The 20,704-nt window shown below is 64.4% G+C and carries 23 protein-coding genes; 2 read left to right on the plus strand and 21 right to left on the minus strand.

The window, feature by feature from the left end:
* Positions 1 to 22: 22 nt before the first annotated feature.
* The 13 genes from ACVWZM_RS12120 to ACVWZM_RS12180 all read right to left on the minus strand — a co-directional run bounded on the left by ACVWZM_RS12120 (position 23) and on the right by ACVWZM_RS12180 (position 12,228).
* On the minus strand, positions 23 to 763 hold the full coding sequence (locus tag ACVWZM_RS12120; protein WP_076827705.1) for an acetoacetate decarboxylase: 741 nt from the start codon (positions 761 to 763) through the stop codon (positions 23 to 25).
* Between the two features lie 119 nt (positions 764 to 882).
* Complete coding sequence (locus ACVWZM_RS12125; RefSeq protein WP_168857865.1) at positions 883 to 1,215, minus strand: hypothetical protein; 333 nt, start codon at positions 1,213 to 1,215, stop codon at positions 883 to 885.
* 81 nt (positions 1,216 to 1,296) lie between these two features.
* Positions 1,297 to 2,013, minus strand: coding sequence for an MgtC/SapB family protein (locus ACVWZM_RS12130; protein WP_038384367.1), 717 nt, complete (start codon positions 2,011 to 2,013; stop codon positions 1,297 to 1,299).
* A 98-nt stretch (positions 2,014 to 2,111) separates the two neighbouring features.
* Positions 2,112 to 3,131, minus strand: coding sequence for a WD40 repeat domain-containing protein (locus tag ACVWZM_RS12135; protein ID WP_057016236.1), 1,020 nt, complete (start codon positions 3,129 to 3,131; stop codon positions 2,112 to 2,114).
* On the minus strand, positions 3,131 to 4,195 hold the full coding sequence (locus tag ACVWZM_RS12140; RefSeq protein WP_168857864.1) for a CobW family GTP-binding protein: 1,065 nt from the start codon (positions 4,193 to 4,195) through the stop codon (positions 3,131 to 3,133). The genes ACVWZM_RS12135 and ACVWZM_RS12140 overlap by 1 nt, the downstream gene beginning before the upstream one ends.
* A 109-nt stretch (positions 4,196 to 4,304) precedes the next feature.
* Positions 4,305 to 5,177 (minus strand): metal ABC transporter substrate-binding protein, encoded by an 873-nt coding sequence (locus ACVWZM_RS12145; RefSeq protein WP_456853308.1) that lies wholly within the window; start codon positions 5,175 to 5,177, stop codon positions 4,305 to 4,307.
* A gap of 5 nt (positions 5,178 to 5,182) precedes the next feature.
* Positions 5,183 to 6,052 (minus strand): metal ABC transporter permease, encoded by an 870-nt coding sequence (locus tag ACVWZM_RS12150; RefSeq protein ID WP_016842589.1) that lies wholly within the window; start codon positions 6,050 to 6,052, stop codon positions 5,183 to 5,185.
* 5 nt (positions 6,053 to 6,057) lie between these two features.
* Positions 6,058 to 6,813 (minus strand): metal ABC transporter ATP-binding protein, encoded by a 756-nt coding sequence (locus ACVWZM_RS12155; RefSeq protein ID WP_028332852.1) that lies wholly within the window; start codon positions 6,811 to 6,813, stop codon positions 6,058 to 6,060.
* Between the two features lie 5 nt (positions 6,814 to 6,818).
* The gene (locus ACVWZM_RS12160) at positions 6,819 to 7,010 is read right to left on the minus strand and encodes a hypothetical protein (RefSeq protein ID WP_057016232.1); all 192 of its coding nucleotides are present in this window, start codon (positions 7,008 to 7,010) and stop codon (positions 6,819 to 6,821) included.
* Between the two features lie 1,214 nt (positions 7,011 to 8,224).
* Positions 8,225 to 8,554, minus strand: coding sequence for a LysR substrate-binding domain-containing protein (locus ACVWZM_RS12165; protein WP_057016231.1), 330 nt, complete (start codon positions 8,552 to 8,554; stop codon positions 8,225 to 8,227).
* A gap of 60 nt (positions 8,555 to 8,614) precedes the next feature.
* Positions 8,615 to 9,355, minus strand: coding sequence for a class I SAM-dependent methyltransferase (locus ACVWZM_RS12170; protein WP_057016230.1), 741 nt, complete (start codon positions 9,353 to 9,355; stop codon positions 8,615 to 8,617).
* Between the two features lie 24 nt (positions 9,356 to 9,379).
* Positions 9,380 to 10,867: a hypothetical protein gene (locus tag ACVWZM_RS12175; protein WP_456853310.1), complete on the minus strand. Its 1,488-nt coding sequence runs from the start codon at positions 10,865 to 10,867 to the stop codon at positions 9,380 to 9,382.
* 443 nt (positions 10,868 to 11,310) lie between these two features.
* Positions 11,311 to 12,228: a LysR family transcriptional regulator gene (locus ACVWZM_RS12180; protein WP_456853312.1), complete on the minus strand. Its 918-nt coding sequence runs from the start codon at positions 12,226 to 12,228 to the stop codon at positions 11,311 to 11,313.
* Between the two features lie 252 nt (positions 12,229 to 12,480).
* Here ACVWZM_RS12180 and ACVWZM_RS12185 point away from each other — a divergent pair, with 252 nt between their 5' ends.
* The gene (locus ACVWZM_RS12185) at positions 12,481 to 13,794 is read left to right on the plus strand and encodes an MFS transporter (RefSeq protein WP_456853314.1); all 1,314 of its coding nucleotides are present in this window, start codon (positions 12,481 to 12,483) and stop codon (positions 13,792 to 13,794) included.
* A 21-nt stretch (positions 13,795 to 13,815) separates the two neighbouring features.
* A complete protein-coding gene (locus ACVWZM_RS12190; RefSeq protein ID WP_168857859.1) occupies positions 13,816 to 14,889 on the plus strand; it encodes a tartrate dehydrogenase in 1,074 nt (357 codons plus the stop codon).
* A gap of 238 nt (positions 14,890 to 15,127) precedes the next feature.
* On the opposite strand, the gene ACVWZM_RS12195 is transcribed toward ACVWZM_RS12190, so the two are convergent.
* From ACVWZM_RS12195 to ACVWZM_RS12230, 8 genes are all read right to left on the minus strand, one after another.
* A complete protein-coding gene (locus ACVWZM_RS12195; RefSeq protein WP_057016225.1) occupies positions 15,128 to 15,892 on the minus strand; it encodes a serine O-acetyltransferase in 765 nt (254 codons plus the stop codon).
* Between the two features lie 153 nt (positions 15,893 to 16,045).
* A complete protein-coding gene (locus tag ACVWZM_RS12200) occupies positions 16,046 to 16,537 on the minus strand; it encodes a DUF2852 domain-containing protein (RefSeq protein ID WP_076827785.1) in 492 nt (163 codons plus the stop codon).
* Positions 16,538 to 16,667: 130 nt separating this feature from the next.
* Positions 16,668 to 17,381 (minus strand): TetR/AcrR family transcriptional regulator, encoded by a 714-nt coding sequence (locus ACVWZM_RS12205; RefSeq protein ID WP_050385230.1) that lies wholly within the window; start codon positions 17,379 to 17,381, stop codon positions 16,668 to 16,670.
* Between the two features lie 274 nt (positions 17,382 to 17,655).
* Positions 17,656 to 18,021, minus strand: coding sequence for a YciI family protein (locus tag ACVWZM_RS12210; protein ID WP_057016224.1), 366 nt, complete (start codon positions 18,019 to 18,021; stop codon positions 17,656 to 17,658).
* An 87-nt stretch (positions 18,022 to 18,108) separates the two neighbouring features.
* On the minus strand, positions 18,109 to 18,534 hold the full coding sequence (locus tag ACVWZM_RS12215) for a YciI family protein (protein WP_028332843.1): 426 nt from the start codon (positions 18,532 to 18,534) through the stop codon (positions 18,109 to 18,111).
* Positions 18,535 to 18,689: 155 nt separating this feature from the next.
* Complete coding sequence (locus ACVWZM_RS12220) at positions 18,690 to 19,106, minus strand: YciI family protein (RefSeq protein ID WP_456853317.1); 417 nt, start codon at positions 19,104 to 19,106, stop codon at positions 18,690 to 18,692.
* A 136-nt stretch (positions 19,107 to 19,242) separates the two neighbouring features.
* The gene (locus ACVWZM_RS12225; protein ID WP_057016222.1) at positions 19,243 to 19,614 is read right to left on the minus strand and encodes a nuclear transport factor 2 family protein; all 372 of its coding nucleotides are present in this window, start codon (positions 19,612 to 19,614) and stop codon (positions 19,243 to 19,245) included.
* A gap of 144 nt (positions 19,615 to 19,758) precedes the next feature.
* Entirely contained in the window at positions 19,759 to 20,424 is a 666-nt protein-coding gene (locus tag ACVWZM_RS12230; protein WP_456853319.1) for a glutathione S-transferase family protein, read from the minus strand.
* Positions 20,425 to 20,704: the final 280 nt, after the last annotated feature.

Below are 20,704 nucleotides of genomic sequence, written 5' to 3' on the forward strand. Positions count from 1 at the left end.
GCGATGCCCCGGAATGACTTCGTCATCTCGCCATGTAGTCGAACGCGACCGAGCCGAGGCCGAGGGTCAGGTCTGCCTTGAAATGCAGCGCCGAGACCACCTCGCGCACCGGCAGGCGGGCGACATCGCATAGCGCGTGCGGAAACAGGCCGAGCGCGGCGGGGCCGGTCCAGGCCTCCTTCAGCGTGATGTCTTCCAGATGAAACCGCACCAGCTCGCAGATCCGCGGGCTGCCGTCGACATGCGGGATGATCTTCAGAATGAAGTTCGGCGCCGTCATCGACTTCAAGACGGTGTCGTGGTCGACCTTGCGATGCTTGTAGCCCATGGTGGCGGAGGCGCAGAGCACCGAGCCGTAATGCAGCGAGCCGACCAGCACGTCGCTCTCGACCTCGATCCTGGGCTTTGCCAGCTTCTTCGGAAATCCCCACAGCTCGCGGCCGCCGGCGATCGGGCCTTCATCGTCGAGATACATCGCGTGGGTGTAGGCGCCCTCCTCGCCCCTGAAGCGAACCGGGATCACCTGCCCGGTCTCGGTGTAGTCGCCGAAACCGGTCGAGTCCGGCATGCGGATGAACTCGTACTTCACCACCGGCTCGGCGACCTCGAGCGGCTCCGGCACCACGGCGGCGAGCGCTTCCGGGTCGGTCTTGTAGGTGATGATGAAATATTCGCGGTCGAAGAACCGGTAGGGCCCCGGCGGAAACGACGGGTTGGTGAGCGGCATCGAATAGGCGGTGCGCCGGACGTCCTCGATCTTCATGGCAGGCCCCATCTGTCGTTGGCGAGACGACAGATTATGGAGTGTGCCGGTGGCGGAGGCGAGACCGTATAATCGGCAGCGTCCGTCAAATCCGCGTCACAATGCGGGCCGCGGCGCGCTTACTTTTTCTCGATCGGCGGCGCGGTCTTCTCCGCGGGCGCGGGCGGCAGCACCGGCTTGGCGCCGGCCTTCCGTGCCTCATCGTCGGGACGCGCGGGCTGCGGCGCCGGCGTGGTCGGCCGCTCGCCGCCCGGCTTCGACTCGGCCGGCGGCGCCGTCTGCTGCGGCTCGGGCGTCGGCGTCGGTTGCAGCGGCTGGGTCGCCTGCGCGATCTCCTGCGGCGGAGCGGCATAGATCGCGTGCAGCGAAAGCACCGCGATCGCAACGCCCGCTGCCACCAGCGTCGAGGCGATCAGCATGTCGATTCGCAACCTGGTCCGATCCACAGCCATCTCGTTCACCTGCGCCTTGTCCACGGGGTCAACGATCCCGCCACGGCATGGTTCCGAAGCGGTGCCTGCGGGAACCTCGGCTCAATCCGTGGTGCTGACCTCCCAGGTCGCGTGCCGCACGCCGGGCTGATGCTGCAGGTCGACCACCACGGCGTTCAACTCGTTGGGCTCGACCGCGGTCGAGACCAGCGTCGCCACGATCTCGAGGAAGTCGTCGCCGGCCTCGACCACGTCGACATCGGCAACCGGGTAGTTCGCTGCCTCCAGCTTCTCGACCAGGCGGTCGCGCATGTCGGGCAATGCCTCGGGAGTGACCGCGAGCTTGAAGTAGTAGGTCGCCTCCGAGGCCTTCTCGTTCAGCGGGATGCGGTTGATGGCGTTGACCAGCGGACGCAGCAGCGTGTTGCCGGCGATCACGAACACGGTCAGCGCCGCCGCCTGCGCCACGAGGTCGGCACCAGCGCAGGAGCCGACCGCGGCCGAGGCCCACAGCGTGGCCGCGGTGTTGAGGCCGCGCACATCCATGCCCTGCTTCATGATGACGCCGGCGCCGAGGAAGCCGATCCCCGACACCACATAGGCGATCACCCGCACCGCGCCGTCGGCGCCGGCCAGATGCATCGCGAGGTCGACGAAGGCGGCAGCGCCGACCGCGACCAGCACATTGGTGCGCAGACCCGCGGTGCGCTGCCGGTACTGCCGCTCGGCACCGATCAGGGTGCCGAACACAAAGGCCGTGGTCAGGCTGACCAGCGTGTCGATGAAGTCGGCGAGCTGGAACGTGGTGAGAAATCGCATGACGCTGCGGCCCCGGCGCGAGCTTCGTCTTTTGACGCGTTTTCTTCACGCGAACCGGTACCCACTTCGCTCGAAAACGCTTCGTCTGCCGCGATCTCTTACATTTCCACGATGCCCGCGTCACCATCTTCCGTGCCGAAGGCGAGCAGCGTGCCCTTGGCATTCCATCCGAGCGCCGACACCGCAGTGCCGGCGTTCCGGCGCACCAGGATCTCGGCGCCGTCCTCGAGCCGGACCATCAGCACAGTGCCGTCGGCATAGCCGACCGCCATGATGTCGTTCTTCGGATGGCAGGCAACCACGGCGACCCGCGCCGGCATCGGCGCCAGCATCGCCGGCTCCTTGCCCATCGGGCCGTCCTTGCTGGTGAACGGCCAGACGATCACGGTATCGGCGCCCGAGGTCGCGAGCCCCTTGCCGCCGACGCTCCATGACATCGAGCGCACCCGGCCGGGATAGCCGCTCATCCGCATATGCCGGTTGTCGGCGAGCCGCCAGCCATGCATCGCGGGTTCGTGCATCGCGGTGACGAGGAATTTGTTGTCCGGGCTGAACATGACGGCGAGATGCGAGCCGGCCCATTCCAGAAACTCCGGATTGGCCGCCATGTTGGGAAACCACAAGGTCACGCCGTTGTAATGCGCGATCGCAAGCCGCAGGCCCTTCGGCGCAAAAGCAAGCCCGCCGACGGTCGACGGTACCTCGAAGGTTTTCTCCTCGCCCTTGGGATTGCGCACGAACGCGGTCTTGCCCGCCGACCATGCCAGCGTGCCGTCGCTGTGCAGGGCGACGTTGTCGATCCAGCGCCGCTTGGCGTCGGTCGCAATGACAGCGGTCTCGCCCTTGGCGTCGATCGCGACCAGCTTGCCGTCGTCACCGCCGGTGACGAGCCGCTTGCCGTCGGAGGCGGCGCACAGGATGGCGCCGAAATGCGTCTGCGTCCGTGTGATCTCGCCTTCGGCGGTCGCGATCGCAACACCCTCCTCGGCGCCGACGAAGAACGCGCGGTCGCCGAGGAAATGTACCGAGCTCACCGCCGCGCCGAGCGGCAGCGGCTTGACGCGGTCGGTGATCGAAACGATGGAAGAAGGGGCCTCGCCCGGATCGAACTCTTTCATCACGTGGTGATGCACTGCTCGAAGCCGTCGCGGATCACCTGCTCGGGCAGTTCACGACCGATGAACACGACGCGGCTCTCGCGCTTCTCGCCGTCCTTCCATTTCCGCTGATGGTCGCCCTCCAGCATCATGTGGACGCCCTGGAACACGTAGCGGTCGTCATCGCCGGTGAAAGCGAGGATGCCCTTCGAGCGCAGGATCTTCTGGCCCTCGGTGGCGACGAGCTGCTGCAGCCAGGGCATGAACTTGGTCGGGTCGAGCGGCTTCTCGGAACGCAGCGACAGCGATTGCATGTCCTCGTCGTGATAATGCTTCAACCCGCCATGGCCATGGTCGTGATCATGATGGTGGTGGTGATCATGGTCATGGTGATGATGATCGTGATCGTGATCATGGTCGTGATCGTCGCCGGCCTCGAGGAAATCGGGCTCGATCTCCAGGATGCGGTCGAGATCGAACGCGCCGCGCTCCAGCACGTCGGTCAGCCCGACCTGGCAACGCTCGGTGCGGTGCAGCTTGGCATAGGGATTGATGCCGCGGATGCGGGCTTCGACCTCGGCGAGTTCGGGCTTTGAGACCAGGTCGGTCTTGTTCAGCACGATGACGTCGGCGAACGCGATCTGGTTCTTGGCTTCCGGCGCGTCCTTGAGGCGGTCGCTCAGCCATTTGGCATCGGCGACGGTCACGACCGCGTCGAGCCGGGCGTTCTTCTGCACGTCCTCGTCGACGAAGAAGGTCTGCGCGACCGGCGCCGGATCGGCAAGGCCGGTGGTCTCGACGATGATGGCGTCGAACTTGCCCTTGCGCTTCATCAGGCCGTCCATGATGCGGACGAGGTCGCCGCGCACCGTGCAGCACACGCAGCCATTGTTCATCTCGAACACTTCCTCATCGGCGCCGATGATGAGGTCGTTGTCGATGCCGATCTCGCCGAATTCGTTGACGATGACGGCGTATTTCTTGCCGTGGTTTTCCGACAGGATGCGGTTCAACAGCGTGGTCTTGCCGGCGCCGAGATAGCCCGTCAGCACGGTCACAGGAATTTTTTGCGAAGCTTCAGCCATAACAACTCCGAAGGAACTCTTTGTTTGAACATGATCTTATCGGAAAACCGGACCCCACTTTTCCGGATCATGCTGGTCCGCGCTCAACCCCGGCAGGGAGGCCCCTGCCCTACTCGGCGAGCGCGCTGGTCAGGGCCTTTATATTGTGCCTGACCATATCAATGTAAGTGGGTGCATCGCCCTTTTCGGCCGTCAAACCGTCCGAATACAGGGTGCCGCCGACCCGGGCGCCGGTCTCGGCCGCGATCCGCTCGATCAGGCGGGGATCGCTGATATTTTCGAGAAAAACTGCCGGAATTTTCGCAACCTTGATCTGGGCGATGATGGCGGCGATATCGCGCGCGCTGGGCTCGGAATCCGTGGACACGCTGAGCGGCGAGAAGAACGTGACGCCGTAGGCGTCAGCGAAATAGCCGAAGGCGCCATGGGTCGAGATCACCTTGCGCCGCGCCTCCGGCACTTTCGCCACCGCCTCATGCACCTCGCGGTCGAGCGCCTCGAGCTTGGCCAGATAGGCGTCGGCATTGGCCTTGAAGATGCCTGTCTGGTCGGGGGCCGCGGCGATCAGCCCGTCGCGAATATTGACGACGTAGATCTTCGCATTGGCCACGGATTGCCAGGTATGCGGATCGTCATGGCCGCCCATCTTCCGTGGCATGATCCCCTTGGTCGCCACCGCGACCGGTGCCTTGCTGCCCGAGGCCTGCAGCAGCCGCGGCATCCAGCCCTCGAAGCCGAGACCATTAATCACCACGAGCTTGGCGTCGGCGACCTTCTTGGCATCCGCCGGCGTCGGCGCGTAGACATGCGCGTCGCCGTCGGGCCCGACCAGCGCCGTCACGTCGACATTATTGCCGCCGACATTGTGCACCATGTCGGCGAGGATCGAGAAGCTCGCGACGACATTGATGCGTTCGGCGGCGCGCGCCGGTCCACTCGCCAGCAGCAGCGCCAGACCAATCAAACCGAACAATCGCCGCATCGTACTCACGCCTCGAGATGGCGGCCGGGAAACAGCTGCCGCACCAGGCCGCTGACATTGCCGAACAGCAGCGACACAATATAGAGCCCCGCCGCAACCAGGATGATCGCGGGGCCTGAGGGAATCCGGGTCTGGTACGACAGCACGAGTCCGGCATAGCCCGACAGCATCGCGCTCGCCACCGCGATGCAGATCATGGTGGTGATGTCGCGCGACCAGAACCGCGCAATGCCCGCGGGCAGGATCATCAGTCCGACGCCGAGCAGCGTGCCGAGCGCGTGGAAGCCGTTGACGAGGTTGACCACGACCAGCGCGAGGAAGGCGAGATGCGCCGGCGCGCCGGCCCGGCTCACGGTGCGCAAAAACACCGGATCGACGCATTCGATCACCAGCGGGCGATAGATCACCGCGAGCACCAGGAGCGTGAGGGTGGCGTTGAACGCGATCACCAGCAGCGTCTGGTCGTCCATCGCCAGGATGTTGCCGAACAGCACGTGCAGCAGGTCGATATTGGTGCCCTTGATGGACACGATGGTGACGCCGAGCGCGAGCGAGACCAGATAGAAGGTCGCAAGCGAGGCGTCCTCCTTCAATTCGGTGGTGCGGGCGACGAGGCCGGCGAGCAGCGCCACGGCAAAGCCCGCGATCAGGCCGCCGGTCGTCATCGCGAACAGGTTGAGCCCGGACAGCAGGAAGCCGATCGCCGCCCCCGGCAGGATCGCATGCGCCATGGCGTCGCCGACCAGGCTCATCCGCCGCAGCATCAGGAAAACGCCGATCGGCGCACCGCCGAGCGACAGCGCGATCACCGCCGCCAGCGCGCGGCGCATGAATTCGAATTCGGTGAAGGGCGTGACCAGCGCGTCGGATAGCATCGGCGTCAGGCGGCCCGCGAGCGTGGATCGGCGGCGCAGGCCGCGGCGCTATCGTCGAACGCCTCGCACATCCGCATTGCGACCATCAGATTGTCCGCCGTCAGCGCCTCGGCGGTCGGTCCCCATTCGACCGGGCCGCGCGCCAGCAGCAGCGTCTCCGGGAAATTGTTGCGCACCATGTCGAGGTCATGCAGCGCCGCCAGCACGGTGCGCCCCTCGCCGTTCCACCGCTTCACCAGCGCCAGCAGGTCGGCGGTGGTCTTGGCGTCGATGGCGTTGAACGGCTCGTCGAGCACGATCAGCCGGGCATCCTGCAACAGCACGCGCGCGAACAGCATGCGCTGGGTCTGGCCGCCGGACAGCGTGCCGATCGGGCGGTTCTCGAATCCGTTGAGGCCGACGGCGGCGAGCGCCGCCAAGATCTTCTCGCGCGCGGCCTTGCCGATGCCGCCGAAGAAGCCGGTGGAGCGCCACAGCCCGGTGCCGACGAAATCGAACACCGAGATCGGGAAGCTGCGGTCGATGTCGGCAGATTGCGGCAGATAGGCGATGTCGCGATGATCCAGCCCGTCGAGATCGATCACGCCCGAGAGCGGCTTGAGCACGCCGGCGATGCCGCGCAGCAGGGTCGACTTGCCGGCGCCGTTCGGGCCGATCACGGCGAGCAGCGCACCGGCCTCGACGGCGCCATTGAGATGATGCACCGCCGGGTGGCGGTCATAACCGAGCGTGACGTCACGGAAGGTAACAAGAGCAGCCACCGGTCTCACCTCATCGCCAGCCAGACGACAGCCCACAGGCAGGCACTGACCGCGAGCGCCGCGAGCAGTCGGCCCGGCACGGGCATGCGCAGGATCGACCAGTGCGCGGCCTGCGCCGGATGCGCGTGCGGGGCGTGGCTGTGCCCGTGGGGGGCGTGGCCGTGATGGTGGTCCTCGTGGGTGTGCGTATGCGCCATGGAACGACTGTTATATTATAACATAACGCGAGTCTACAAAGGAGGAACTCATGGCGGACCCGCAAAACCGAGGAGATTTGAGCCGCGCCGGCAGAGTGACGTCCCGGTCGACAGCTTTGCCGGAAACCTGCCTGGATGGGAACCGTTGGCTACCTGCGCCGGAGCGAAGGCAGACCCGTGCGCAGTTCTCTCCGCGTCGTCCCGGCGCAGGCCGGGACCCATACGCCGCGGCGGGTGTTGTTGACGGGACCCGTTATTCCAACGGTGCGTAACAATCGGCATTTGTGGTTATGGGTCCCGGCTTTCGCCGGGACGACACTGAGTGTGTGGAGCCGCGAGTAAGACAAACTTCTGCGCTCTCGCGATATGAATTGCCCGAGCTTTGACTTTTCAATCCGCCCTCTCTTGAACTGAGGGCGCGGGAAAGCCGGGTGTTGATCGCACCCATGGGCTCCGTGCGGGGACTTGACACGTTTTGCTGAGTTGTCCGTCGGCAAATCACCGATTGGCGTGGGGAAAATACCGGCGGAACGCCTTCGGCGACGGAGAGGCTGCCCTATGCGAAGAGGCAGCCCTATGCGACCAGCACATAGACCAGCATGGCAGCGGTGATCGCCATCCAGACGAGCGAGAGGCGGAAATACAGCAGGTCCCAATTCATGGGCGCGAGCGTACACGCCCGCGCTGACGTCAACCTTTCACCAAGTTAAGGCATCGCGGATTTAGTAACTAAGCACGCCAGCGGAATGGATTGGTGGTTGGCACGCCGGAAGACACAGCTCCGGCCCTCAATTTATGAACATGGCAATCGCCACGAGGATGACCGGGCTTAGCCCCATCAGTACGACAAACACGCTGTAAAGTAGGTTGCCCATAACGCCGCCCTACGTTGGAAGGGGAAGCTATGCCGGGCGGAACTCGGCAAGCCAGTGCAGTTTGTGCCAGCGGTGTTCGAGCTTTGGGAATTACCCAGTTATCTCCGGGGCCTAGCTGGACATCCCCGTAACACTACGGGGGCGACACAGCTCAGGCAGAGAAAAGGGCGACGAGCGCCACCACCGCCAAAGCGGTAGCGACGCACCCTGCGATCATGACCCAGTCCTGACGCTTCGCCATGCCGGGCACGCTCACCCGGCCAGCGCAGGTCGTGTTGACCTAGGTCAACCGGCCAAAATCATTCATCGGCCGTCGAGGCATCACGCAACGAGGCAGCCTCACGCCTCGCGCGCGTAACTCTTCAACCTTGCCTCAAGCACCGCGATCACCTGGTCGCGGACCGGATCGCGGGAGCCTTTCAGCCAGGCGGCGGCGAGCGGCAGGCGGCCGGCGCTGCTGCCGCGCGTCAGGCGGAGCGGCACAAAGCGGACGCCTGATATCGCCATCCGTGCGGTCCAGCGCGGCACGATGGCGACGCCGAGCCTTGCTGCGACCATGTTGACGATGGTCTGCTTCTCGTCGGCGATCTCCTGGATAAGCGGCGTCAGCCCGGCCTCGAACAGCTTTTTATGCAGCCAAGACGTTATGCCCGGCGCAAGGCCGGGCATAACGCGTTGTGGGGGAAGCGATCGAGCTCGTGTGCTCTCCGGCAAGAGCCGGGCGCGTCGTCACAGTGCGGGGGTCCACCTGTTGCGATGACGGTAGAGCTTTGACAGGCTGAAGTTTCCGACCTCTTGTTCGCCCTTGCGGAAAATGGCTATCGCCTTCTGAACGCTCATTTCCGAAATGATATCGGGCCGGCTTCCACAGAGCATGACGAGCTCGAAGATCAGATTGGTGAGGGCGGGCATATCGGTCCATTGCTGCGTCTGATAGGGCTCCTCCCAATGAGCCCAGGCCCAATCTTCGATCAGATAGAGACCATCGCTCTTGAGATAATGGAAGGACGCCTCGAAGCTTGCTCGCGAGAGCTCGTATTGATGCGAGGCGTCGTCGATAATCATATCTATTCGCTGGCCGGGGAATTCCGTCCTGATGATGGTCTGGACGCGCGCGGTGTCGCCTTGCGACGTATTGTAGTATAATTTGACGCGGTCCGTCAGACCGTGGTCGCGGATCAGGCCAAGCACCGCTGGGCTCGCAGGTCTGATATCGATCCCGACGAACTTGATACGTTCCTCGATCGCGGCAAGAAGCAAAGCCGAACCACCTTCGAAGATGCCGAATTCCAGGATATTGGTAACCCCGTTCTCGCGAATGAGGCTTTTGTAGCGATCAATCATCCCGCGGTTCTTGATGATCGCGATGGAATCCTTCGTCGTCCTGGCATCATTGAAGTTCTGCCTGATCAGGCCAAACTTCATGTTGTTGATCACGAAGGTATTCTCATCACTCCAGACTTCATCCATTGGGAACCCCCTGTCGATATTGACTCAATTAACTGATCGCTGTTGTTTGCCCTGTGGCGTGCAGAGCCTCTCCTGCCAGATAAGCGGTATTTTTTCTCCATCCTCGGACGGTGCTTGGCGCAATTCCTCGCCTGCAATCTGCATGCCTGGCGGACATGGCCACGCAGTTGTCATCGAATCACTGGCCGATTTGCATCCGGCGCCAGCCGTTGTAGTTGAGATCGATGACGAACCGACGGCACACGCCTTCGGATCGATCCGCGTCGGCCACACCAGCTTGAACGGCGGAAGTGTCGGGCGTCGGCCCGCCGCGTTGGCGATCACTTTGAGACGCCGCACGCCTTCAGACAGCGTCGGCTGAATCCAGCCGCCTTCGGAGCTCTCGTTCCAGGCATAGATCACAACGCTCTTGAAGCGATCGTTGCGCGGATTGTTGGCCGCCTGACTGATTGCAGCACGGATTTGCCGTGTCCATTCCTCATCGGTGGCAGGTTGACACCAGTCCGGATTCGGCTTGCGAGTTTTCAGTTCCTGAGGATCGCGCAAAGCCGGTCGATAATCCCAGCCAAGCGTCACGGTTGGTAGGAAGCCTCCAGAACCATTCTGGGCTTCGGCTTGCCAGGCTTTCTGTGCGAGAGCCGCGCAACTGGCGTACGGCAGGGATTTTCCATTCGACCCAAGGGCGGTCGCATATGTACTCGCCGCATCAAATCCTATCCTGTGAGCAACGGGCTCCGTCTCGGACAGGTTGAAGAGCAAGGCAACCAGGTAGAGATCTCGGCCGGTCGCGGCCTTGACCCGATCCCTCATATCCTTCAGGGCCGCCTTTGTACCCTCTTCACCCCCAAGCCCCTTTATCCACGGGGTCATCGTACCAAGCAGGAAGAACACAGGCGCCGAGCCGTCGCTCGCCCGCATGTAATCCGGCCCGGCTACCGCTTTGCTGATTGCATCACTCACCATCGGCACATCACGAGGGGGGAATGACAGGTTGAAATTCAGCGCGTATTTGATGCCGAGCTTGTCTGGAAGCCGAAGAAAATTTCCCAACGCCCGATTGAGCGCCACGGCTCGACTGGGATCGCGTCCCCAGGAAGAACTCTCCAGGTAGTAGCCGAAGATGAAATAATCCAAGCCTGCGGACTTCGCGTAATGCACGTCCGCATTCAGTGCTCGTTCGGTGTTTCCGGGAAAACCGAGATTTCCGTTCGGCAGACGCTCTGTGTAATACGGAGCGCGCGCGCGCAATCCAGGGTCGGCCAGGACCTGCCCATAGGGACTGTCGAGACTCCAATTGTCCCACCGAATGGCACCTAATGAGACCTTGCTCGACGAGGCCGGTGCCGCAGTTGGTACGGCGGGCGCTGCGGGTGCCACGGCGGAAGGACTGCCCTTGCTCACCTGAGCCATGGCTGGGAGTGAGGAGACTGCCGTCGCAAGCACAACAAGCAGACGGATCGAGCAGTGTCGGGCTGTCCACATCATCACTTTCCCTTGGTCCAAAGCCGCCATGATGCGGCTCGGGATTTCGGTTGTTACTCGACATGCATTCAAGAAGTAACAAAGGGCGCTTATGTGGCGGCGCACTGCAATCGTATCCGTTGAAGCGGAACATCGATGCAACAGCGTGACATCAGACTTGCCTTGGTTCTCGCGAGCATTGCGCCGCGATTCACATTAGGTCGAAGCAGAACGGGATCGTTGGAACTTTCTGCGCCATGCGTTTCAGTTGATCGAGGAACTTTCTGCCGCCGAAATGGGCACAGGCACTACCGCGCTCCACGCCTCGCGACGACACGGTTGAAAAATCGAATGATCCTTCCATTGGTTGAAGACAGAGGCTCCGCGTTTTGCAACACAGGTCCCGAATCCATCGATCCGCAAAACGCGTGGTGGAATGGATTCCGAGCTCGCGCTTCGCACGCCCCGGAATGAAGAGAGAGAGAGAGACGTGTTCACGCCTCGCGCGCGTAACTCTTCAACCTTGCCTCAAGCACCGCGATCACCTGGTCGCGGACCGGATCGCGGGAGCCTTTCAGCCAGGCGGCGGCGAGCGGCAGGCGGCCGGCGCTGCTGCCGCGCGTCAGGCGGAGCGGCACAAAGCGGACGCCTGATATCGCCATCCGTGCGGTCCAGCGCGGCACGATGGCGACGCCGAGCCTTGCTGCGACCATGTTGACGATGGTCTGCTTCTCGTCGGCGATCTCCTGGATACGCGGCGTCAGTCCGGCCTCGTCGAACAGTTTTGTCGTCAGATCGTGGCTGTGCGGCCGCGAGCGGCGTTCCGGCACGATCAGGGGCTGATCCGCGATGTCGGGCAGCACGATCTGCTTGCGCCGCGCCAGCGCGTGCTTGTGCGACAGCGCCACCACGGCGGTCTCCTGCAACAGCGGGACAAACTCGATGCGGCGGTCGGGCCGCTCCGGCGGGCGCACGAAGGCGAGGTCGAGCGCGCCAGACAGCAGCTTCGGCAGCAGGCGGATGGTCTTCTCCTCGAGCAGTTGCACGGCAACATCAGGATGGGCGGCGCGGAGGTCGCGCAGCAGCGGCGGCAGCAGGCCGGCCGCCGCGCTGTCGATCGCGCCGATCCGGAAGCGGCGCGCCTGCGGCTTGCGCAGCCGACGGCGAAAGCCGTTCTCGATCGACTCAGCGCGGCCGAGCAGCGCGCGGCCCTCGCGCAGCAGCACAGCGCCGTCCTCGGTCAGCGACACCGCGCGCGTGGTGCGCGCGAACAGCCGCACCCCGAGATCCTCTTCCAGCAGCTTGATGTGGCGGCCCAGCGCCGACGGCATCATCTGCAGGCGCTGCGCCGCGCGGCCGAAATGCAGTTCCTCGGCAGCCGCGACGAAGCAGCGAAGCTGGTGCAGTTCCAAGACGTCGCTTCCTTATGCCCCGCGTTCGTCATGGCCGGGCTTGTCCCGGCCATCCACGTCTTTCTTTGCCGCCAAGACGTGGATGCCCCGCACAAGGCCGGGCACGACGCCAAGTGAGACCGGGTCCGATTATATCATTTTTTTGTATAAACCGGCGTGGGTTGAAGCGGAAGGGCGCGAGCTTCTAGGCTTTCCGATGGCGCGCGACAGGCGCCGTCCCAACAAACAAGACGAACCCGGGGGAAGAAGCCCATGGAAAGCCAGCTTGGCGCGCGCGTATTGCGCAAGATCTCACTGCGCATCGTGCCGTTCATCATGCTGCTGTACTTCGTGGCGTTCATCGACCGCGTCAATATCGGCTTCGCCTCGCTGACCATGAACAAGGACATCGGCCTGTCGCCGACCGTCTATGGCTTCGGCGCCGGTATCTTCTTCTGGGGCTACTTCCTGTTCGAAGTGCCCTCCAACATCATCCTGCACAAGATCGGCGCGCGCATCTGGATCGCGCGGGTGATGATCACCTGGGGCCTGGTCTCGGCGGCGATGGCGCTGGTGCAGGGCGCGACTAGCTTCTCCGTGCTGCGCTTCCTGCTCGGCGCCGCCGAAGCCGGCTTCTTCCCCGGCATCATCCTCTATCTCTCCTACTGGTTCCCGGCGCGGCAGCGCGCCGCCGTCACCGCGCTGTTCATGGCGGCGGCGCCGCTGTCGACCGTGCTCGGCTCGCCGCTCTCCGGTGCGCTGCTGGAGATGGACGGACTGCTCGGCTTCAAGGGCTGGCAATGGCTGTTCGTGCTGGAGGCCGTGCCCGCCGTGCTGCTCGGCTTCGTCGTGCTGGGCTTCCTGACCGACCGGCCGGAGCAGGCCAGATGGCTGGCCGACGACGAGCGCGCCTGGCTGGTCAAGACCATGAAGGCCGAGAACGACGGCAAGGCCACGACCGCAAGCCACAGCATCTGGCGCGGCCTCGCCGACCCGCGGGTGCTGGCGCTGGCTCTGGTCTATTTCGGCACCTCGGCCGGGCTCTACACACTTGGGGTGTGGGCGCCGCAGATCATCAAGGCGTTCGGCCTGTCGTCGATCCAGGTCGGCTTCCTCAACGCCGTACCGGCGACGGTTGCCGTCATCGCAATGGTGCTATGGGCGCGACATTCCGACCGCACCGGCGAGCGCACCTGGCACGTGGTGCTGGCGTGCCTGATGGCCGCGGCGGGACTTGCGCTCGCCGGGCTGTGGACCGGCCTTGCCGCCGTGATCGCGGCGCTGACCCTGGTCAATATCGGCATCTCCTCGTCGAAGCCGCCGCTATGGAGCATGCCGACCATGTTCCTGTCCGGCTCGGCCGCCGCGGCCGGGATCGCCACCATCAACTCGATCGGCAATCTCGGCGGCTTCGTCGGGCCGGCGATGATCGGCTGGATCAAGGAACGCACCGGCAGTTTCGACGGCGGTCTTTATTTCGTCGCCGGCCTCCTGGTGCTCTCGGCCGTGCTCACGCTGCTGCTGTCGCGCGCGCAGAGCGCGCCGGCGCAAACCGAACCGCAACCAAATCCCATGCGAACCCGCTAACCACTCATCCGGAGACAACCCATGCGTACCCATTCCATCGCCGCCATCCCCGCCGACGGCATCGGCCCCGAAGTGATCTCCGCGGGCGTCCGCGTGCTGGAGGCTCTGGCGAAGCGCAGCGGCGACATCAGCTTCAACGTCAAGACCTTCGACTGGGGCTCGGACTATTACAAGAAGCACGGCGTGATGATGCCGGCCGACGGGCTCGCGGAGCTGAAGAAATTCGACGCGATCTATTTCGGCGCGGTCGGCGCACCCGATGTGCCCGACCACATCACGCTGTGGGGCCTGCGGCTGCCGATCTGCCAGGGCTTTGACCAATACGCCAATGTGCGGCCGACCAAGATCCTGCCCGGCGTCGCCTCGCCGCTGCGCAATGTCGGCGTCGGCGATCTCGACTGGGTGATCGTGCGCGAGAATTCCGAAGGCGAATATGCCGGCATGGGCGGCCGCGCACACAAGGGCCTGCCGGAAGAGGTCGGCACCGAAGTCGCTGTCTTCACCCGGGTCGGCGTGACGCGGATCATGCGCTATGCGTTCCAGCTCGCGCAGTCGCGGCCGCGCAAATTCCTCACCGTGGTGACCAAGTCGAACGCGCAGCGCCACGGCATGGTGATGTGGGACGAGATCGCGGCCGAGGTGGCGAAGGACTTCCCCGACGTCACCTGGGACAAGATGCTGGTCGACGCCATGACGGTGCGGATGACGCTCAATCCGAAGAGCCTCGACACCATCGTCGCGACCAATCTGCACGCCGACATCCTCTCCGACCTCGCCGGCGCGCTGGCCGGCAGCCTCGGCGTCGCGCCGACCGGCAACATCGACCCGCAGCGCCGCTATCCCTCGATGTTCGAGCCGATCCACGGCTCGGCCTTCGACATCACCGGCAAGGGCATCGCCAACCCGGTCGCGACGTTCTGGACCGGTGCACAGATGCTGGAGCATCTCGGCGAGAAGGACGCCGCGGCGCGCCTGATGGCCGCGGTCGAGAAGGTGTGCGCGGCCGGCGTACTGACGCCCGATGTCGGCGGCAAGGCGACGACGAAGGAAGTCACCGATGCGGTGATTGACGCGATCCATGGGTCGAATGTGTAAGGCGGCGACGGTCCCGTCGCATCACGCAGTGAGGCGAGCGCGCTAGTCGGACTCCTTTCCCCCTTGTGGGGGAGGGTTGGGGAGAGGGGTACCGCTTGCTCCGCTCTCCATGAGGATTAGCGACGCCCGCTGCGCACGCTGATCAACGATTGCCCTATCTCTCGCCGTCTCGCCCGGGGCCACCCCTCACCCCACCCTCTCCCACAAGGGGAGAGGGTGCCTGAGAGGGGTGCTCACCTCACGAAAGCGTGCCCGCCTCCGCGCAATTGGTCAGCCGCGCGGGCACGCCGATGGCGGTGCAGCCGGCGGGCACATCCGTCGTCACCAGCGCGCCGGCGCCGATCCTGGCGAAATCGCCGATCGAGAGATGTCCGATCACCGTGGCGCCGGCGCTGAGCAGCACGCCGTGGCCGATCTTCGGCGCGCGGCGCGGATCATCCTGATGCCGCGCGATGGTGACGTTCTGCAAAATCGTGACCTCGTCGCCGACCGAGGCCAGCGCGCCGATGATGATGCCGGTGCCGTGATCGAGGAAAACCGCCGTTCCAATCCGGGCCGACGGGTGAATGCTGATCTGCAATTGGTCCGCCGTCGCGCTTTGCATCATGAGCGCAAGGTCGGGGCGGTCCTGGCGCCACAGCCAGTTCGACACCCGCCAGGCCTGCAGCGCGACGAAGCCCTTGAAGTTGAGCAGCGGCGGCAGGAAGCCCGTGATCGCGGGATCACGGCGCACGATGGCCGTGAGATCGGTGGCCGCGGCATCGACCAGCACGGGCTCGGCCGCATAGGCTTCGCGGGCGGTCCGCGCGAACTGTGCGCGATCCTCTTCCGCGCGGCTGATATGCCGGCCGATCAGAAAAGCGAGCGCCCCGCCGAGGTCGCCCTGATCGAGAATGAAGGCGGCCGACGCCTCGAGGAACGGATCGGCAGCGATCGCCGCCTCCGCCTCGCGCCGGATCGCAAGCCAGAGCTCGCCGGCCGTCACTGTCGCTGATCCCGCCATAGTCTTCACCTCATCGTCCGGATCCCAAACGATAGAGTGGGCGTCACCATCCCAAAATGCAAACCGCCCGCTTGCTCATCGCAAACGGGCGGCTCAGGGCCATCAGGTTCTATGGGGGCACATCGCCTGAAGGCTAGCGCTTGCCTCGCGCGATCAGCTCTGCGGCGGCTGGTCGGTCGGCGGGGTCGGACGGGTCTTGTGCTGCGCCATGAAGGCGTCGAACTCTTCCTTGTCCTTGGCGTGGCGCAGGCGATCGAGGAAGTTCTTGAACTCGACCTGCTCCTCCTCGAGACGGCGCAGCGTGTCCTGGCGGTACTCGTCGAAGGCACGGTTGCCGCTGGAGGGCGGACCGAAGCCGCCGAACGGGAAGCCGCGGCGCTCCATGCGGCTCTTCATCCGCTCCATCTTGTCCTGCATCCGCTCCATCTTGTTCTGCCAGCGATCCATGTCGTTGTGACTCCAACAGGCCATCTTTCTGCTCCCGAGTGTGAAAAAGAGAAGGGCGAGGCCGATCGGCCACCAGATCATGAAGCCGAGGATGATCCCGGCGATCTTCAGGGGATGCCACGGCGTCGCGTAGAAGTAGGGACGGTAGGGCTCTTCGACGGGGCCGCGCCAGCGATTGACATCAGCGGTGTAGGCCATTTCCTTCTCCATCACGGCATCACGCCGTTGTGAATGTAAATAACATTTACATAGGTAACCGATCCCTTGGGAAAGTCAAGCAGCGCGGGTGACGCACCCCTCGGATTATTTTTGGCTTGGCCGTTGAACCTTATTTCGGCTTGCCCCAGGGACCAGACCTTTCGCCGGCCGGTTTGTCGTCGGCGGCCGCGGTTCCAGGCCGGCGGTCGGTCGGGAAGCCGAGGCCGCGCAGATAGATCAGCACTTCGGCCTCGAGCAGATCCTCCGGCGACATCGGCAGCTTGCGCCGCGCGGCATCGCCGCGGCCGAACAGCGAGGCGACACCGTGCGACATCGCCCAGATGTGCAGCGCCATCATCATCGCCGGCGGACGCGGCATGCCGGGCGGCGCCAGTGCCGCGAGCCGCTCGGCAGCGGCGCGGATGATCGCGAAGGCGCGCTCGCTTGCGGCCATCAAGGTCGGATTGGAATCGACCGGCAGGCCGGATTCGAACATCGCGGAATAGAACGCGGGCTCCTCGCGGGCAAAGGCGAGATAAGCCTTGCCGACCCGCTCGAACGCCGTGACGGTGTCGGGGCGGCCGTCGTCCCAGGCCTGGGTCAGCAGCGATTCGAACTGCTCGAAGCCGCGCTGCGCAATGCTGGCGATCAGCTCGTCGCGGTCGCGGAAGTGGCGGTACGGCGCGGCCGGGCTGACGCCGGCCATCCGCGCGGCATCGGCGAAGGTGAAGCCGGCCGGCCCCTTCTTCGAGATCAGGTCGAGGGCGGCCTGCAGCAACGCCTCTTTGAGATTGCCGTGATGATAGCCGCGCTCGGCGCGGCCTTGGTCCTTGCGCCAGCTCATGTGAACGGCTTTTACATGAGCCCGCGGTAAAGGTCACTAGCGGGGCGGCGCCGCGTCAATCAAGATTAACGGGTGTGACGCGGTCCTCGCTGCACGCGCTTGACGGCAGTAGCCCGGCTCAAGCATGGCTCGATCTTCTCCTTCCACCTGAAAGGGGAAGGTCGGGATGGGGGTCAGCCGCAATCGACGCTGTATGCGGGGAGAGCAGATCCCACCCGCTTTGCTCTGGCGAGCAAAGCGACCCCCTTTTCAAGGGGAGGTGAATTCTCCCGCCTTAGCGGCCCGGGATCGGTAGCACCGGCATGATCTCCACGGCCTCGCCCGGGAAGATCGAGAAATGCGGGTGGTTCTCGAACAGCTTTGCCGCCGCTTCATGCGAGGGCGCGCGCACCACGGTGAAACCGGTCATCAGATTGGCGATGTCGGTGACGCCGCCCTGCCCGACCTGCTTGGTCTTGCCGAGCGGTCCGCCCATCTCGACGATCACGTCATGATGCTTCTCGACCCAGGCGCCCCAGGCCGCCATGCCCTGCTGCTCCTTGGCACGGCGTTCGGCCTCGGGCAGCGCGTTCCAGGCTGCCATCCGCGAGCCGGTTTTACCGCCGCCGAGATAGACGGCGAGGAAGGTGTTGGTGCTCATGTTGCGTCTCCGTTGTGGTCGTTGTTGGTGGACGATGGTTCGGTGATACGGTGACGCTTTGAAGCGGCATCGCATCTTGTTGAAGGTTCAGCGCAGCGCCTTGCCCCAGCCGCCCTGCGGATGCTCGAAGGTGGCGGCCGCCTGCTGCACCTCTTCGGAGAAATCGGCCATCTCCTGCACCTGGCGGATCTCGATCATCTCGTTCGCGGTGGCCGGGCACTTCCTGGCCCATTCGATTGCCTCGGCGCGCGAGGCGACCTCGATCATCCAGAAGCCGCCGATCACTTCCTTGGCCTCGGTGAACGGGCCGTCGATCACGACCGGCACGCCGGTGTCGAACTTGACGCGCGCGCCGGCGGCCGGCGGATGCAGGCCTTCCAGCGTGATCAGCACGCCGGCGTCCTTCAGCGCCTGATTGTACCGCATCATCGCGGCGACCCGTTCGGGGTCGAGCTCGAGCTTGGCCGGCGCGGACTCGTAGCCGAGCGGGATCATCAGCATCATGAAACGCATTGGTCGGATTTCCTTGCCTGTTGAGTAACTCGCAATCTTCACCCTCGTCATGCCGGGAAGCCCCACGCGGCGCCGGCCCGGAATCCACGACTTGCGACGATGATCATGTATTCCGGGCGCATCGCCGGTGCGATATCGCGGAATGACGTCGGGTGTCATTTCTTGCCCACCTGCGCACGCAGGCGCTCTCCCCGCTCGCGCAGCTCGGGCGTCAGCGCCTCGCCGAAATCCTCCGCGGCAAACACCTGGCGGATTTCGATCTCGGAGCCGCCGTCGAACGGCGCGCGCTTCATCCAGTCGATCGCTTCATCGAGCGACTTGGTCTCGATCAGCCAGAAGCCGGCGACCAGATCGCTGCTCAGGCCGAACGGGCCGCGCGACACCGTGCTCTGCCCGCCGGCATATTTGACGCGGGCACCCTTGCTGGTCGGATGCAGCCCGTCGCCGGCCTGCATCACGCCGGCCTTGACCATCTCCTCGTTGAACTTGCCCATCGCCGCGAGCAGCTCGGTGCTCGGCATCACGCCGGCCTCGGTGTCCCTGTTCGCCTTCACGATCACCATGAACTTCATCGTCCTGCTCCGTTGTCTTGTATTCAGCTGCTTTGCCGGTATCTCCGGTGCTCGTCTCAAGGACGACGCGGGGCTTGCCACGCCGACAGGCCAAGCGAAATTATTTGGGAGGTCATTGCATCGCTCGCCACAGCCCTCAGCGGTCTTGCCTGACAAGTTCGCCGTCCTGGTGCGACGGGCCGAAATAGACGTCGATGCGCGACACCTTGTCGCCGTCGAACACGAAGAACTCGGTGTTGCGAAAGCTCTTGCCGTCGCGGGCGACGCAGCGATAGGTGACGAAGGCCTCGACGCCGTCGACCATGATGCGCTCGATCTCGTGGCGGCCGATCCAGCCGGAGTCGCGCCAGCACTCGGCGAAATAGGTCGGCTTGTCGATGTTCTCGCCATAGGGCGTCGAGAAGCGGAAATCCTCGGCGAACGCCGCCTCGACGCTCGCGCGGTCATTGGCGAGGTAGGCGGCGAAGAGGGAGCGGATGATCTCCGCCCTGTTGCCAGCTGCAGCCATGTCGTCTCCCACACGTATCGCCCGGGGCCCCGGAGCGGCCAGCGCTCCGGAAACCCGGGCCTCAGCGAGATGACGAACGGGGCGGCGCGAAAGCGACATCCCGCCACGATTTATTTTTGGAACCGGGTCGGAGGCCGGCTTGCGTCAGGTTTCCCGCGGGAACATGCCGAAATAGGGCTCGGCCTCCCTCAGCACGCGCGCGAAGGACGACCGCGCCATCAGCCGCTCGAGATAGGCGGCCAGGTGCCGATGGCCATCTCCGAACGGCTCGACCTTGTTGCCATAGAACATCGTCGGCGCGGCCGCGCAATCGGCCAACGAGAAATGCTCGCCCATCATCCAGCCGCCACGCGCGCGTTGCACATCGAGCTGCTGATCCAGGATCGCATAGGAGGTGCGGAGTTGCGCCCGCGCCTCGGCGACGCCATGCGGATCCTTGCTGTCCGCAGGCCGCAGCCGGTCGCCGACGACCTTCTGCATCGGCAGGTGGACATAGAGATCGAGGAAGCGATCGCGCAGCCGGATTTGCAGCGCGAGGTCCGGGTCCTCGGGGATCAGCCTGACGGCACCGGGATAATGCCGGTCGAGATATTCGATGACGATGCTCGATTCCGGCACCGTCTCATCCCGCGTCTCGTCGCGGAGCACGGGAAAGCGGCCGATCGGCGACAGCGCGAGCAGCGCCGCGCGCTCGGCAGGATCGCCGAGATTGACCATGTTCGGCGTGAATGGCGTGCCGTTCTCATAGAGCGCAATCAGCGCCTTCCAGCAGAACGAGGACAGCGGATGGTAATGCAGGGTAAGCGACATCGGAACTCCATCATGGAATGAGTGACCGGAGGACGAGGCCGGGACCGCCCTTCCGACATCTCTTGCCGTGATATTTTTATGGCGATACTTATTGCGGTCGGCGGGCGTGGACCAAGCATCGAACGCGACGCACATTCATCGAGCACGCGAATCACGTCGCTGCATCGATCGGTGAAAAGCGGCCGGCGATATCAGGCTTCGTAATAGACCCATCAGCATCGCTGAAGTAGACGCGCTTCAATCACCCCGCATCAGACGAAAGTCATCATCGATTTTCGTC

This window comes from Bradyrhizobium sp. USDA 4501, from assembly GCF_054062115.1.

Bases quoted from the DNA above. Each gene is read 5' to 3' on its own strand.
- ACVWZM_RS12120 (WP_076827705.1), bottom strand. From the start codon at position 763: ATGAAGATCGAGGACGTCCGGCGCACCGCCTATTCGATGCCGCTCACC.
- ACVWZM_RS12125 (WP_168857865.1), bottom strand. From the start codon at position 1,215: ATGGCTGTGGATCGGACCAGGTTGCGAATCGACATGCTGATCGCCTCG.
- ACVWZM_RS12130 (WP_038384367.1), bottom strand. From the start codon at position 2,013: ATGCGATTTCTCACCACGTTCCAGCTCGCCGACTTCATCGACACGCTG.
- ACVWZM_RS12135 (WP_057016236.1), bottom strand. From the start codon at position 3,131: ATGAAAGAGTTCGATCCGGGCGAGGCCCCTTCTTCCATCGTTTCGATC.
- ACVWZM_RS12140 (WP_168857864.1), bottom strand. From the start codon at position 4,195: ATGGCTGAAGCTTCGCAAAAAATTCCTGTGACCGTGCTGACGGGCTAT.
- ACVWZM_RS12145 (WP_456853308.1), bottom strand. From the start codon at position 5,177: ATGCGGCGATTGTTCGGTTTGATTGGTCTGGCGCTGCTGCTGGCGAGT.
- ACVWZM_RS12150 (WP_016842589.1), bottom strand. From the start codon at position 6,052: ATGCTATCCGACGCGCTGGTCACGCCCTTCACCGAATTCGAATTCATG.
- ACVWZM_RS12160 (WP_057016232.1), bottom strand. From the start codon at position 7,010: ATGGCGCATACGCACACCCACGAGGACCACCATCACGGCCACGCCCCC.
- ACVWZM_RS12165 (WP_057016231.1), bottom strand. From the start codon at position 8,554: ATGCCCGGCCTTGCGCCGGGCATAACGTCTTGGCTGCATAAAAAGCTG.
- ACVWZM_RS12170 (WP_057016230.1), bottom strand. From the start codon at position 9,355: ATGGATGAAGTCTGGAGTGATGAGAATACCTTCGTGATCAACAACATG.
- ACVWZM_RS12175 (WP_456853310.1), bottom strand. From the start codon at position 10,867: ATGGCGGCTTTGGACCAAGGGAAAGTGATGATGTGGACAGCCCGACAC.
- ACVWZM_RS12185 (WP_456853314.1), top strand. From the start codon at position 12,481: ATGGAAAGCCAGCTTGGCGCGCGCGTATTGCGCAAGATCTCACTGCGC.
- ACVWZM_RS12190 (WP_168857859.1), top strand. From the start codon at position 13,816: ATGCGTACCCATTCCATCGCCGCCATCCCCGCCGACGGCATCGGCCCC.
- ACVWZM_RS12195 (WP_057016225.1), bottom strand. From the start codon at position 15,892: ATGGCGGGATCAGCGACAGTGACGGCCGGCGAGCTCTGGCTTGCGATC.
- ACVWZM_RS12200 (WP_076827785.1), bottom strand. From the start codon at position 16,537: ATGGCCTACACCGCTGATGTCAATCGCTGGCGCGGCCCCGTCGAAGAG.
- ACVWZM_RS12205 (WP_050385230.1), bottom strand. From the start codon at position 17,381: ATGAGCTGGCGCAAGGACCAAGGCCGCGCCGAGCGCGGCTATCATCAC.
- ACVWZM_RS12210 (WP_057016224.1), bottom strand. From the start codon at position 18,021: ATGAGCACCAACACCTTCCTCGCCGTCTATCTCGGCGGCGGTAAAACC.
- ACVWZM_RS12215 (WP_028332843.1), bottom strand. From the start codon at position 18,534: ATGCGTTTCATGATGCTGATGATCCCGCTCGGCTACGAGTCCGCGCCG.
- ACVWZM_RS12220 (WP_456853317.1), bottom strand. From the start codon at position 19,106: ATGAAGTTCATGGTGATCGTGAAGGCGAACAGGGACACCGAGGCCGGC.
- ACVWZM_RS12225 (WP_057016222.1), bottom strand. From the start codon at position 19,614: ATGGCTGCAGCTGGCAACAGGGCGGAGATCATCCGCTCCCTCTTCGCC.
- ACVWZM_RS12230 (WP_456853319.1), bottom strand. From the start codon at position 20,424: ATGTCGCTTACCCTGCATTACCATCCGCTGTCCTCGTTCTGCTGGAAG.